At 64.4% G+C, this 14,849-nt stretch carries 7 protein-coding genes; 3 read left to right on the forward strand and 4 right to left on the reverse strand.

Annotated elements, in window-relative coordinates:
- Nucleotides 1-19: 19 nt before the first annotated feature.
- Genes AC1RRC_RS26150 through AC1RRC_RS26165 form a run of 4 tightly spaced genes read right to left on the reverse strand, consistent with a single transcriptional unit; the run spans nucleotide 20 to nucleotide 8,501 of the window.
- On the reverse strand, nucleotides 20-1,738 hold the full coding sequence (locus tag AC1RRC_RS26150) for an ATP-binding response regulator (RefSeq protein WP_493058533.1): 1,719 nt from the start codon (nucleotides 1,736-1,738) through the stop codon (nucleotides 20-22).
- Nucleotides 1,735-2,886, reverse strand: a complete 1,152-nt coding sequence (locus AC1RRC_RS26155; protein WP_493058534.1) for a response regulator — start codon at nucleotides 2,884-2,886, stop codon at nucleotides 1,735-1,737. The genes AC1RRC_RS26150 and AC1RRC_RS26155 overlap by 4 nt, the downstream gene beginning before the upstream one ends.
- A complete protein-coding gene (locus AC1RRC_RS26160; RefSeq protein ID WP_493058535.1) occupies nucleotides 2,883-6,932 on the reverse strand; it encodes a response regulator in 4,050 nt (1,349 codons plus the stop codon). The genes AC1RRC_RS26155 and AC1RRC_RS26160 overlap by 4 nt, the downstream gene beginning before the upstream one ends.
- Before the next feature lie 9 nt (nucleotides 6,933-6,941).
- Nucleotides 6,942-8,501 carry a GAF domain-containing protein gene (locus tag AC1RRC_RS26165; protein ID WP_493058536.1) on the reverse strand — a complete coding sequence of 520 codons (1,560 nt, stop codon included), beginning with the start codon at nucleotides 8,499-8,501 and terminating at the stop codon, nucleotides 6,942-6,944.
- A 202-nt stretch (nucleotides 8,502-8,703) separates the two neighbouring features.
- Between AC1RRC_RS26165 and AC1RRC_RS26170 the strand changes: the two genes are divergently transcribed.
- The 3 genes from AC1RRC_RS26170 to AC1RRC_RS26180 all read left to right on the forward strand — a co-directional run bounded on the left by AC1RRC_RS26170 (nucleotide 8,704) and on the right by AC1RRC_RS26180 (nucleotide 14,791).
- Complete coding sequence (locus AC1RRC_RS26170; RefSeq protein ID WP_493058537.1) at nucleotides 8,704-9,771, forward strand: LacI family DNA-binding transcriptional regulator; 1,068 nt, start codon at nucleotides 8,704-8,706, stop codon at nucleotides 9,769-9,771.
- A gap of 181 nt (nucleotides 9,772-9,952) precedes the next feature.
- Nucleotides 9,953-12,145, forward strand: a complete 2,193-nt coding sequence (locus tag AC1RRC_RS26175) for a glycoside hydrolase family 88 protein (RefSeq protein WP_493058538.1) — start codon at nucleotides 9,953-9,955, stop codon at nucleotides 12,143-12,145.
- A gap of 207 nt (nucleotides 12,146-12,352) precedes the next feature.
- Nucleotides 12,353-14,791: a TonB-dependent receptor gene (locus tag AC1RRC_RS26180; RefSeq protein WP_493058539.1), complete on the forward strand. Its 2,439-nt coding sequence runs from the start codon at nucleotides 12,353-12,355 to the stop codon at nucleotides 14,789-14,791.
- The last annotated feature ends 58 nt before the right edge of the window (nucleotides 14,792-14,849 follow it).

Raw genomic sequence — 14,849 nt, forward strand, 5'->3', positions numbered from 1 at the left:
GCGGCCATGCGCCATCGGATCAGCGTGGCAATTGCGGCAAGGTGACCGTCACCGCCGTGGCATGGTCCGCATCGCTGGTCCGCATGGCGATCGCGCCGCCCTGCGCTTCGGCCAGCAGCCGCGCGGAATAGGTGCCGAGGCCGGTGCCGCCGTGCTTGCCTGACGTGACGAATTTGTCAAAGAAGCGCTCGCGGATCGCTGGCGGCACCACGCCCTGGTTGGCGACGGTGACCGACATCGGATCGCCCTTGCTGATGGTGACCGTCACCGGTGTGCCGGGCGGGGCCGCTTCGCAGGCGTTTTTAATCAGGTTCTGGAACAGCGAATAACAGAACATCGGGTCGCCCCACGCCAGCAAGGCGGCGGGAGGCATGTTATCCGGCAGCACCAACCTGACCGCCACGTGATTCGCCCGGTACGTGGTGTCCGCCATCGCGGTCAGCCGCCCGAGGATTTGCGCGATGGGCACGGGCTGCGGCTGCAGCACAAAGCGCCTGGTTTCAATCTTGTAGATTTCCGCCGACAGGTTGATCATGTCGAGCGCTTGCAGCGCGGCCTGTTCGGCCAGCAGCAATTGTTCCAGCTGGTCCGGCGGCAACTGCGCGCCATCGGCCAGCCCCTGCACCAGGCCGATCACGGCGGCCAGCGCGCCTTTCATGTCGTGCCGCGTGACGTGTTCCACGTCTTCCTTCAGGCGCGCGGTTTCCAGCATGCTGTCGTAGTTGGCTTGCAATTCGCGGTGCAGGCTGACGTAGCGCATGAAGTTGCGTACCCGCAGGCGCAGCGCGTCCGGGTCGATCGGCTTGGTGACGAAATCCACGGCGCCCAGTTCCATGCCGCGCAGGCGGCTGGCGTCGTCGGCCAGCGCCGTGACAAAGATGATTGGAATGTGTTCGGATGACGGGTGGGCGCGCAACTGCGCCGCCACTTCGAAGCCATCGATGCCCGGCATCATGATGTCGAGCAGGACCAGGTCCGGCGGCGTGTCCGTATGGCACAGGGACAGCGCTTTTTCACCGTTGTGGGCGATCTTGACGCGGTATTCATCCTTGAACATGCGCGACAGCAGGTGCAGGTTGTCGGGCGTGTCGTCGACCACGAGGATGGTCGGGCGTGACGGTTCGGTGGCCGGCGCCGGCGCGGCGGGCAAGGGCTGCCTCGCCGCTGGCGCGGCCGGCGCCGGGATTGCCGCCGCAACAGCACTGGTGGCGGAAGCGGAAGCAGAAGCAGAAACAGCGGCAGAAGCAGCGGCGGCGCCGGATGCACGGCTGATGGCGTCGGCCCGCGCCGCCGCAGGCCGGGGCGGCATGCGCGTCATGGCGCGTTCCAGGCGGTCGGCGAACAGCGCCGCCGAATACGGCTTCACCAGCAATTCCGAGACGCCCGCGTCGACCGCCAGCTGCACCCGCTGCCGTTCCGCCTCGGCCGTGATCATGATGAACGGGATGGCCGCGCATTTCGAATCGCCGCGCACGGCCAGCAGCAAGTCCAGTCCCGTCATCACCGGCATGTTCCAGTCCGAGATGATGACGTCGATCTGCTCCGCCTTCATGATCCGCAGCGCTTCCGCGCCATTGGCGGCTTCAAACAGGCGCTTGGCGCCCAGTTGCCGCAACTGGTTGATGGTGATGCGCCGCATCGAATCAAAGTCGTCGACAATCAGGTAGGCCGACTGTTCCAGCTGGCGCAGGTAAGCCATCGATGGCCCGGAGGCCAGCCAGGACACGGGTGCACTCACTGTCCGCCTCCCGTCATGCGTTCAACCTGTTCCTTTTTCTCCGCCATGGTGGCGTCGGAATCGTGGAAGCGCGCGGCAATCGCGCGGAATTCATCCTGCAGTGCGATAAACGCATCGAGGATATCGGGATCGAAGTGCGAACCGCGGCCATCGATCAGGATTTGCACGGCCTTTTCGTGCGGCATGCCTTCCTTGTACACGCGCCGGCTGATCAGCGCGTCGTAGACGTCGGCCACCGCCATCAGGCGCGCGGATATGGGGATGTGGTCGCCGGCCAGCCCTTGCGGATAACCGGAACCGTCCCATTTCTCCTGGTGCCCGTAGGCGATTTCCTTGGCCAGCGACAGGAAGGGCATGGTCATGCCCAGCGCTTTTTCCGCATGCGCGATGGCGTCGCGCCCCAGCGTGGTATGGGTTTTCATGATTTCAAATTCGTGCGGTTCGAACTTGCCGGGCTTGAGTAAAATCCGGTCCGGAATGCCGACCTTGCCGATGTCGTGCAGCGGCGCGGACTTGAACAGCAGGTTGATGTAGGTGTCGGTCAGGGTGGCGGCAAAGCGCGCATGGGGCTTCAGGTGTTCGGCCAGCGCCTTGACGTAATACTGGGTGCGGCGGATATGGTTGCCGGTTTCCTGGTCGCGCGTTTCCGCCATCGACGCCATCGCCAGGATCGTCACGTCCTGGATCGCCATCACTTCCTGGGTACGTGAAAACACTTCGTTTTCCAGGAACTGGTTTTTGTCGCGCAGGAAGTCCGCGCTGTCTTTCAGCAGCAAATGGTTGCGCACGCGCGCCAGGCACACGGCCGGGCTGATCGGCTTGGTGATGTAATCGACCGCGCCCAGCAACAACCCCATTTCCTCGGCTTCCGCATCGGCTTTCGCGGTCAGGAAGATCACCGGGATGTCGCGCGTGGCGGAATCGGCCTTCAGGCGGCGGCACACTTCATAGCCATCCATTTCCGGCATCATGATATCGAGCAGGATCAGGTCGGGCATGCTCGCTTGCGCGATGCGCAAGGCTTTTTCCCCGCTGTTGGCGATCTTGACCTTGTACAGGTCTTTCAGCAAATCGTTCATCAGCACCAGGTTGTCCGGCGCGTCATCCACCAGCAGGATGGTTTTCCTGGCGATCAGTTCCACGTTCATACGGCTGCTCCTTCACTCATTGCTTCGTCGAGCGCGGCCAGCGCCGCGTCCAGGTCCAGGTCGGACAAACCGGTTTCAATGCGGCGCCAGTGGCGTGGCCAGGCGGCCTTGAACAAGTCGATTTGCGCTTCCCACAAGTCGGCCGCTTCGGAATCACTGTCGGCCAGCAGGGCCTTGAGGCGCCCCGCATGGCCTTGCAGCGCGGCCGGGTCCACCGCCGGCTGCGGGACGCCAGCGCCGGCATTCCCGGCATGCCCGGCATGCCCGGTCAGCGGCACCGCCGCGTCCGGGGCCGCCAGCGCCTGCAGGCCCGCCATCACGGGCGCCAGTTCCGCCTCTATCGCGGCCAGCAGCGGCGGCAACCGGTCCGCCGGCACGCGGTTGCCGCAAGCTGTTTCCAGCGCTTGCGCCGCAGCCTGCACGCCGCTGGCGCCGATATTGCCCGCCATGCCTTTCAAGGTGTGGGCGGCGCGGGTGGCGGCGGCGGGATCGGCGTCGGCCAGCGCGGCGGCAAACTGCGCGGCAAAGCCGCCCTGGCCGTCGCGGAATTTCGCCAGCAGGCGGCGGTACAGCGCCTCGTTGCCCATCGACGTCGCCAGTCCCGAGTGGGTATTGATGCCGGGCAGCGGCGGCAGCGGCATGCCGCCCGGCGCCACCGGCTGAAGCAGTGGCTGCTGCGGCGGCTGCGGCGCGGACGGCGGGGGCGGGGCGGCGGCGCCGGAGGGATGCACCCAGCGCGCCAGCGTGGCAAACATGTCCGCCACATTGATCGGTTTTGCGATATGGTCTTGCATGCCCGCCGCCAGCACTTTTTCCCGGTCGCCCGCCATGGCATTGGCGGTCATCGCGATAATCGGCAACCGGTCGAACGCGGGCTGGGCGCGCACGGCGCGCGTGGCTTCATAGCCATCCATGACGGGCATTTGGCAATCCATCAGCACACCGTCGAATTGCGGATCGGCGGCCAGGATATCGAGCGCTTCCTGGCCGTGCGTGGCCAGCACCACGGTGATGCCGGCCTTGGCCAGCAAGTCCATCGCCAGCTCCTGGTTCATGTCGTTGTCTTCCACCAGCAGCACGCGGGCGCCATGGAGGCTGGCCATGGCTTCACTGTATTGCTGGTTCTTGCCGCTGGCGTGGGTTTCCACGATGACGCCTTTGCCCAGCGCCTGTCCCACCGCTTCCAGCAGGGTTGATGGTGTGACGGGCTTGGTCAGCACCGAATGCAGTGCGACGCCGCGCCCCGCCGCGGACGTCAGCGCTTCTTCGCGGCCATAGGCCGTGACCATGATCACGGCGGGCAGGTGCGCCAGCCCCGTGCTCTGCAGCTGCTGCACGGTTTCGATGCCGTCCATGCCCGGCATCTTCCAGTCCATCAAAATCACGTCATACGGCAACTGCTGTTGTTCGGATTTGCCGACCAGCTCAATGGCTTGCCGGCCATTGTTGGCCATATCCACTTCCAGGCCGAAGGTGCGCGCCATGGTCGACAGGATTTCCCGCGCCGACGCGTTGTCATCGACCACCAGCACGCGGATGCCGGCCAGTTCGTCGGCGCGGAACATGCGGCGCGGCCGCGGGTTGGCTTGCAATCCGAAGCGCGCGTGGCAGTGGAAGGTGGAACCCTGGCCGGGTGTGCTGGTGACCCAGATTTTGCCGTCCATCATGGCCAGCAGGTTTTTGCAAATCACCAGGCCCAGGCCGGTGCCGCCGAACTTGCGCGTGGTCGATGCGTCAGCCTGGCTGAAGGACTGGAACAGGTTGGCGGCCTGCTGCTCCGTCATGCCGATGCCGGTGTCGCTGACCCAGAAGTGCAGTTCCACCGACGCAGTGTCGGCGGCGATGGCTTCCACCCCGATGATGATGTCGCCGTTTTCCGTGAACTTCACGGCATTGTTGGCCAGGTTGATCAGGACCTGGCCCAGCCGCAGCGGATCGCCCACCAGCGACATCGGCACGTCGGCGCCGAGCTGGAACAGCAATTCCAGGCCCTTGTCTTCGGCCTTGAACGCGACCAAGCCGGCCAGGTTGTCCATCACGTCGTTCAAGTCGAAGTCGATGTGCTCGATGGCCATCTTGCCCGCCTCGATCTTGGAAAAATCGAGGATGTCATTGATGATGCCGAGCAGGTTTTCACCGGCGCGGTGCACTTTTTCCACGTAATTGCGCTGGCGTTTATCGAGGTCGGTCTGCAGCGCCAGGTGGCTCATGCCGATGATGGCATTCATAGGCGTGCGGATTTCATGGCTCATGTTGGCCAGGAAATCGCTCTTGGCGCGGGTGGCGGCCTGCGCCTGTTCCTTGGCCACGCGCAGTTCATCTTCGCTGTTCCGTTGCGCCGTGATGTCCTGGTAGGCGCCATACATGTACAGCGGCTTGCCGCTGGCTTCGTCGCGCACCACCTGGCCAAATGCGTGCAGCCAGATGACGCGGCCATCGTTCGGCCGGCGGTATGGGTAGATCGCGTCGTACATCTCGTACTTGCCGTCGAGCGTGTCCTGGTAGCGCTGGCAGGTGGCGCTGGCCACGGCGCTGTCGGCTTGCTCCATGCGGTTCAGCCACTCCGTGGCCAGGTGGTAGCGGCCGTCCGGTTTGGCGGCTTCGCCCAGCAGCTGCGCCGAACGCGCCGACTGGAAGTAGTATTCCGGATCGTTGTAATCGACCACCCAGTAGCCGCTCTCCGTCAATTCCAGCGCGATGTCGGTGAGGAAGTTGGCGCGGCGGTTTTCTTCCAGCAGCGCGTGCATGCGCTGGTTGCGTTCGATGATTTCCAGGTTCATGGCGATGATCACCAGCGCGCCGTCCATCAGCGCCTGCGCCTTGTCGCCATACGGTTCCAGGGTCGCCAGTTCCATCACGCCCAGCAGGCGCTCGTTGCGCTGCACCGGCAGGATCGCAATGCTGGCCGGTGCCATCCCTCCCAGTGCCGAGCTCACGCGCAGGTAGTCGGCCGGCGGCTGGCGGAAAATCACCGGCTTGCGGTCGCGCGCACACTGGCCGGCCAGGCCTTCGCCGGGCGCGATGCCGGGCTGTGCGCCTGGCTGGCCGCGGAATGCGTAGCCGGCCGTGAGCTGCAATTGTCCGGACGCTTCATCGTGCAGGTAAAACGCCGCGTGGCCGATATTGAGCAGCGGCGCCAGGCTGGCCAGGGTCTGGTCGGCCAGTGCGGCGACACTGTCGGCGGTTTGCAATTCATTTGACAGCGCGGCCAGGTTGGCCTTGATCCAGCGCTGGGCATCGACCTTCATGGCTTCGGTCCGCAGCACTTCGATGGAGCGCGCCAACTGGCCGATTTCATTCGGGTAATCCGTCAATGGCACCGCGTGCCCCAGATCGCCATGCGCCAGCGCTTCCACCGCGGCGCGCAGGCGGCTGGCCGGCATCCGGACCGAGCGCCCCACCAGCAGCGCGAACGCCACGCCCATGGCCAGGCTCAGCGCCAGTGATGCATAGGTCAGCCGCGCCTCATCAATGGCCAGCGCCTGCATTTCCTCCACCTGGCGGCGCGCGTTTTCTTCCTTGAGTTCGGTGATGCGGTTCAGCGCATCGTTGGCCCTCAGGCCGTAATTCTGGAAATCCTGGTCCGACACGATGGCGCGCGCCTGTTCCACGTCCCCCTCCTTGAGGAAGGCGATCGCCGCGCCGACCCGCTGGCGGTAACTGGCATAGGCATCTTCAAAGTCGGCCAGGTTCTTCCTGTTTTCATCCTTGAGGATACGGGGGCGCAATTCTTCCAGCGCCGCGTTCAGGCGGTTTTGCGCATCGGCCACCAGTACCAGCGCCTGTTCGCGGCTGGCCTTGTCCGGCGCCAGGATCGCCTGGCGCAAGGCGCGGCCACGCTGGGAAAAATGAATCAGCGTGTCCTTGGCGGCGGAAATGCCCAGTAAATCGTTGCGGTACAGGTTGAGCATTTCGTTGCCGAGGCGCGCATGGGTATTGATGTAGTGCAGGCCAAAAACCAGGGTGATCAACAGGCTGCCGCCAAAGCCCAATGCCAGCTTGATGCCGAGGCTGAGCTTTTCCAGGTTTTGCAGGAATCGGGACACGGGCTCTCCTTATGGCCGTTGACACTGCGGCATGGGCTGCGCCGCGCGGGCGGTGCGGCGGGCAAATTGCAGGTGGACCGCCAGCAAGTCCGCCACGGCGTTGAATTGCTTCAACGTGGCGGGGCACGGCGGCGCCGGCAGCGCCACTTCGACCACGCCCAGCAGGCGCGCCTGCAGCAGCACCGGCGCCAGCAGCACGGCCGCCGGCGCGGCGGCGCCCAGGGCCGACTGGATCAGCCATGGTCCGCCTCCCTGTTCATGGGTATCGATGATCCGGGGCTGGCGTTCGCGCGCACACTGGCCCAGCAAGCCTTCGCCAATGGCGATGCGTTCGGGCGCGGCGCCGGCCGCATAGCTGCCCAGCAGTTGCAGGCTGTCGCCTTCCACGCCATACACGGCGCCTTGCAGCGCGCCAAACAGGTGATGGCATTCGCCCAGGAAGACCGTGATGCCCTCGTCGCGGCCATCGGCCTGCTGCAGGCGCAGCGCCACTTGCGCCAACGCCATTTTGCGTTCGCTGCGCGCTTCCTGTTCGCGCGCCACCAGTTCCAGCTGGGCCGACGACTGGCGCAGGGCGGCGCGGCTGCGCAGCATCCGCAGCAGCAGCAACGCAAGCAGCAGCGCACCCGCACCCGCCGCCAGCGCATCGCGGACGACCGGACCGGGCCCGATGGTTGCCGACAGGTTTTCCAGCAAGACCAGTTGCCAGGTCCCGGCCGGATCGTGCCAGTTGACGGGAGCGGACGCGATGGCATGGCGGGCGCCGTCGAACGTTGCCACCCGCGCGAGCGGGTCGAATGGCAGGCTGACCGGCGGGCGCGCCTCAAACAACTTGCCAAACTGGCGCAGCGCGCGGATGTCATCGGTACGCTGCGCCGTCACGGCGCCGGCCAGCCGTCCCTGCCACTCCTTGCGGTTGCTGGCGAACACCACTCCCTGCGGCGACAGCAGCAGCGCGGTATAGCCGGTCGACGCCAGCAGGCGGTTGACCTGTTCCATGCCGGTGCGGGCCACCACGACGCCCACGGGGTTGCCGCCCCGCAGCATGTCCGGGTAGACCGGCGCGGCGAAATACAGCGCGTGTTCGTCGCGCGCCAGGCTGATGGCGGCGTACACATTTTCCCGGCCGCGCATGGCGGCTTCGAAATAAGGGCGGAACTTCACTTGCAGGCCGGTGGACGACTTGCCGCTATCGTCCCACGAGGATTTCACCTGGCCATCCAGCCCGACCACGAACAGGCCTTGCGCTTCATAGGCGCGGCCCACGCTGCCCAGCATTTGCTGTACCCCGGCGGTATTGGGGGGAAGCTGGCCGATGCTTTCCTGTTTGATGGTGGGCTGGATCAATCCCAGCATGGCGATGGCGCCCATCAGGTTGCCATCGAGCGTGAGCGACATGGCTTCGATGGCATGGCGCCGCAGCGCATTGTCCAGCAGTGCCTGGCGTTCCCGCTCGTGGACGGCGTGGCTGCCGGCCGCGGCGGCCAGGGTGACGGCGAGCGTCGCCGCCAGCGCCAGGCTCCAGCCCAGCCGGGGCTGCGCTGCGATATTTTCCAGGGCACGGATCACTGCACAACTCCGGTTGTGAACGTCGGATGGTGGGCTGGCGTTTGGATGTTAATCAACCTTTACGATAGCTTGATTGTAACTTCCTGGCAACAGATTGATGTCGTGGCGGGCTGTTCACCCGGTGTGTATTGTCCTGGCATCCGGTCCGATGCCGGTACAATATATATATCGTTAACGGAAAACCACAGCGTAAAGGATGGTAATGAAGAAAAAAGCCGGGGTAACACTGGTGGATGTGGCCAAGCTGGCGGGCGTTTCCGTGATGACGGCGTCGCGCGCGATGAGCGGCGAAGGCTACGCGTCGGAGGAAACCAAGGTCAAGGTGCAGGCCGCCGCCAAGGAACTGGGCTATGCGCCGAACGCGGTGGCGCGCATGATGAAGGGCGGCAAGACCGGTGTGATCGGGGTGGTGGTCAATGACTTGTCGTCGGCCGTGGTCAACGCGTTCGTCACGGCGCTGAGCGAAGAAGTGCGCAAGGTCGAGATGGATTTGTTCATCTACAACTCGCTGGGCGACATGGGCGATGGCAAGGGCAAGCGCGTCAGCCAGATGTTGCATGGCTTGTGGGATGGCTTACTGTACGTGTTGCCGCGCATGACCGACGATTACCTGGAAACGTTGGAAAAAAGCACCAGCCCGATCGTGCTGATCAATTACTTCAAGCAAGAAACCACGTTGCCCGTGGTACGGGGCGACAACGTCAACGGCGCCCACGATGCGGCATCGCACCTGATCGAGCTGGGCCACCGCCGCATCGGCTTCATCCGGGGCACGGTGTATACCGGCCAGAGCGATTTGCGCGAGCGGGGCTATTGCGCGGCACTGGCCGATGCGGGCCTGGCGCTGGATCCGGAACTGATTTACCAGGGGAACTTCGATCAGCTGTCCGGCCTGGAAGCGGGGCGCCATTTGCTCGCCCTGGCCGACCCGCCCACGGCGATCTTTGCCGCCAGCGACACCATGGCGCTGGGCTGCATGAACGCGGCGCGCGAAAAAGGATTGCGCATACCGCAAGACTTGTCCGTGATCGGCTTCGACGATATACCCGCCGCCGCGCTGGTGCATCCGGCGCTGACGACCTTGCGCCATCCGTTCGAGGCGATGGCCCATGCCGCCGTGCAGGAATTGATGCGGCGCATCCGGGGGGAACCGGGCCGCCGCCACCGGATTGAATTTCCCAGTGAATTCCTGGTGCGCGAATCGACCGGGCCGGCGCCGGAACCCGTCTCGGCCACCAGGCGCGGCCGGGGCAAGCGCGCCGCTGGCTGACAGGCCGCCGGCGCGGCGTGTGACTGGCGCCGCGCCATTTTTTATATGCCGATAAGGTAGCGTTACCATATTTAATTGGAATCCATGTTCCGGGGGATGACTTCTGAAATGGATGTGGTATCGTTAACCTATTCTTCCGGGTTGATGCCCGGCCGCGCCAACTCACCTAAGGATGCTTGTCATGTCCTCACAACGAATTTCCCGCCGCCCGCTGCCGCTGGCCACCCTGTGCGCCAGCCTGTGCCTGGCCGGCGCCACCGCGATGTTCACCATGCCGGTGTTTGCCGCGCCGGCGCAGGTGGCCGAGGTATCGGTCTTTGCCCCGCATGCCGTCTTGGCTGCCATGGAAAAAGTGGCTGACTGGCAACTGGCGCACCCGACCGGCTATCCGCTCGACGACTGGACCGAGGGTGTCGGCGATACCGGTTTCATGGCGCTGGCCGGCATTTCCGGCAGCGATAAATACCGCGAAGCCATGCGCGCGGTGGGCGAAAAGGAGCGCTGGAAGGCGGGCCCCAGCATGTTCCATGCCGATGACTACGTGGTCGGCCAGATGTATGCGGAACTGTACCTGCACATGCGCGATCCGCGCATGATCGCGCCGCTGCGCGCCCAGTTCGACCACATGCTGGAATTTCCCCGTCCCGGCTCGCTGAACTGGAAGACCCCCGGCGTGCAGCAGCGCTGGGCGTGGTGCGACGCGCTGTTCATGGGCCCGCCGGCGTGGGCGCGGCTGACCGCCGCCACCGGCGACCAGCGCTACCTGGACTTCGCCATCGCGGAGTGGTGGAAAACCTCGGATTACCTGTACGACAAGGAAGAACACCTGTATTTCCGCGACAGCCGTTTCTTTGACAAGCGCGAAGCCAACGGCAAGAAAATGTTCTGGGGGCGCGGCAACGGCTGGGTGATGGGCGGCCTGGTGCGCATGCTGCAATACATTCCGGAACACCATCCGGAACGCGCGCGCTTTGTCCGGCAATACCGTGAAATGGCGGCGCGCCTGGCGGGCTTGCAGCAAGCCGATGGCTTGTGGCGTTCCAGCCTGCTCGATCCGGTCACGTACACCAACCGGGAAAGCAGCGGTACCGCGCTGTACACCTATGCGCTGGCGTGGGGCGTCAACCAGGGCATCTTGCCGCGCGATCACTATGCGCCGGTGGTCCAGCGCGCCTGGCAGGCGCTGGCCGGCCACGTCAATGCCGATGGCAAGCTGATCCACGTGCAACCGATCGGCGAAGACCCGCGCTTCTTCGACCCGCAATCGACCGATGTGTTTGCCGTGGGCGCGTTCCTGCTGGCTGGTAGCGAGCTGTACCGTATGGGACTGGAACAGGGCGGGGCGCCGCGCGTGGTCACCGTCAGCAATGACACGACGCTGCGCCGCCTGGAAGAAACCGTGGAAATTGCCTATCCCGGCGATGTGGCGGTGATGGATGCGCTGACCTCGCGGATCCTGCCGATCCAATTGGTCGGCGACAGCCTGCTGTTCCAGACCGACCTGGCGCCGGGCGAGCGCCGCCGCTTCCTGCTGGTGCCGCGCAAGCGCCTGCCGGCGGTGCCGCCGGTGGTGTCACGCGCCCATGCGCGTTTCGTACCGGAGCGGCTCGATGACTTCGCCTGGGAAAATGACCGCGTGGCGCACCGCACCTATGGCCCGGCTGTGATGCTCGATCCGAAGGAATTGCTGGTGTCGAGCGGCATCGACGTGTGGTCGAAGTCCAGCCATAAACTGGTGCAGGATGCCTGGTACCGGGGCGGCGAATACCACAAGGACAAGGGCGAAGGCCTGGACTTTTACCACGTCGGCAAGACCCGCGGCTGCGGCGGCCTGGGCGTGTTTGATGGCGAAACCCTGCACACGTCCGGCAATTTCATCGGCTGGAAAGTATTGGCGGACGGCCCGTTGCGCGCGGTGTTTGAATTAAAGTATGACGCCTGGGATGCCTCCGGCCGGCCAGTGGCGGAGACCCGCCGCGTCAGCCTGGATGCGGGCAGCAACTTCAGCCGGGTCGAAAGCAGTTTTGTCACGCCCCATCCCGCGCCGCTGAACATCGGCGTGGGCATCGTGCAGCGCGAAGGGCAGGGCCGCTACCGGCAAAGCCCCCATGCCATGAGCTACTGGGAGCCTGCGATGGGGGACCATGGCAGCAATGCGTGCGCCGTGATCGTGCCTGGCGCGGGCGGCTATGCCGTGAAAAACGGCCACTACCTGGCGCTGGCGCAGGCGCGGCCGGCACAGGCCTTTGTGTATTACCTGGGCGCGGCCTGGAGCAAGGGCGGCGATTTCCCGGATGCGCAGGCGTGGGAAACATACGTGGACAATATGGCGGCGCGGGTGGCGGCGCCAGTCAAGGTCAGCGTGTCGAAATAAGGCGGCGTGGCCATGCCCTGTGGCTTTTTCATGTGAAGCCAGTAAAAAAGCTTGAGTTCGTGTGTGATTGAGTGGTATCGTTATCACATCGAATGCGGCAGCGGGGCCGCAATTTTTAAAACCAGAACTGATAACGTTAACCTAGCTGCGCTGCCGCTGGTTTCCAAGGCGCAAGCGTGTGTAAGATTCCAAACAGGAGGAGTAGCTGTGAATACCAATAAATACAATCACGCTGGACTGGTGGTGCGCCCGGTGGTGGTCGCCGTGGCGCTGGCGCTGGCCAGCCTGGCCCAGGCCCAGGAAACCAACCCGCCCGCCAAAGATGAGGTCAAGCTGGAAACCGTGGTGGTGACCGCGAACAAGCGCGCACAAAACCTGCAAGACGTGCCGATGGCCATCACGGTCTTGAACGATGCAACCCTGCAGCGCGCCAACGTCAAGGATTTTGACGACTTGCCGGCGCTGTCGCCGGCCATGAGCGTGTCGTACGGCACCCAGCCCGGCAACTACAGCATCAACATGCGCGGCATCGGCACGTTCTCGCTGGGCATCGGCGTGGAATCGGACGTGTCGATCATCATTGACGACGTGCCGTACGCGATGCAGGCCAATGCGTTCAAGGACCTGGCCGACGTCCACCGCATTGAAGTGCTGAAAGGCCCGCAAAGCACCTTGTTCGGCAAAAGCGCGATCGCGGGCGCGGTCAATATCACCACCAAACCCATCGACAGCATCTGGAAGACCAAGGCGTCGACCCTGATGACCAGTGACGGTGAATGGCGCGCCGGCGCATCGATTTCCGGCGCCACCAGCGACACCACCCGGATGCGCCTGGCGGTCGGCAAGACCAGCCACGACGGGGTCGTGAAAAACCTCAGCGATGGCAAGAACCTCAATGGGTCGCGCAACACCAACTTTTCCGGCAAATTCGAGTGGACGCCGGATGACAACTGGACCGTGGCGTTGTCGCCGCGCGCCAGCAAGTTCACCAAGAATTGCTGCGTGATGCCGCTGAGCTCGATGTCCAACATGGCCGGCGCCGTGTACAACCTGAACAATGGCACCACCTATGCGGCCGGCAGCTATATGCCGGCCTCGCAGGTGCTCAAGGGCATACAGCCAGGCCCGGGCAATGTGTCGGTCCGCAACGATTTCCCGGCAGGCGGCAGTGCGCGCGACGTGGGCGCCGGCTTGAAGGTCAGCTACGCGTTCGGCGATGACGGCTTCCTGGCCAAACACACGCTGACCTCCGTCACGTCGTGGTCGCATTACGAGATGCGCGATTACCAGGATGGCGACGGCACCGACAGCGACGTGCTGGGCTTGGCCCTGATCGGCGGCAAGCCCACCGGTTTTACTGGCGGCCTGTTCCAGTATGGCTTGTTCGACGTGAAATCCAAGACCCAGGAATTGCGCCTGACGTCGCCGGAGAAGGGCGCGATCCGCTATGTGGCCGGGCTATGGTATGGCAACAATGAACTGGCGCGCGAACTGACCCGGGCCCCGGTTACCACCTATGTCACCGATTACGGCGCCACCGCATACAACACCAACTACGGCATCTTCGGCCAGGGCACCTTCGACCTGACACCTAGGACCAGCATCATTGCCGGCTTGCGCTACAACCAGGAAGACACTGGCTACACCTTCAGCCGCTATGCGCCGCCGCCGGCAACGGCGCGCGTGCTGACCGAATCGTTCCGGGGCGACGACACCGAGAAGAAGGTCAGCGGCCGCCTCGGCCTGGAACACCGCGTCGATCCGGCCACCATGGCGTACATGACGTATTCGACCGGTCACAAGGGCAAGGCCTATGACCTGACCAGCTCGTTCAACGCCGCCATCGCCAAGACCCAGCCGGTGCCGGGGGAAGATGCGAAGAACATCGAGGCCGGCATGAAGATGAGCCTGCTGGACAACCGCATGTCGCTGGACCTGGCGGTATTCCGTACGGAATTCAAGGGCTTCCAGCAATCGGCCGGCTTCACCGACCCGGACGGCATCTTCCGCACCACCTTGCACAGTATCGGCAGCCTGCGGACCCAGGGTGTCGAGGCGGACCTGAACTGGCGTGTCACCCGTGACTTGCTGTTGAACGGCGCGTTCGCCTATACCCAGGCTACCGTCACCGAGTTCGAGAATGGTCCTTGCTACAGCGTGTTGAACGCGGCGGGCACCGGCACGGTCCCGGGCGGCAATTGCGCGCCGAACCCGAAGTACAACAACACCAACGTGGCCAACCTGGCCGGCGCCACCTTGCCCAACGCACCGAAGTTCAAGTTCAACCTCGGTGGCCAGCATGACATCCGCACCGAGGGGGCGTATCACTACTTCGTGACGGCGGCGTACCGCTGGCAGAGCGCCACCCAGTTCAACCTGAACCAGGATCCGATGACGGTGCAGCGCGCCTACGGCATCTTTAACCTGGGCGCCGGTCTGAAGGACAAGCAGGACAAATTCAAGCTGACCTTCAATGTCAACAACCTGTTCAACAAGTCCTACGCGACCAACCTGTCCAACGGCCTGGTGAACGGCACCTGGAGCGCCAAGGCGCCGAATCCGGTGGCGGCCGTCAATATCACCAACTGGATGCCGGCGCGCGACTACCAGCGCTACTTCTCGGTGCGCGCCGACATGGCGTTCTAAGCACCCGTATCGTCTCCAGGGGAGTCATCCCTTTAGCGTCCGGGGCGTCAGCCCCGGG

The sequence above is a fragment of the Pseudoduganella sp. GW821-FHT12E03 genome (genome assembly GCF_058807115.1).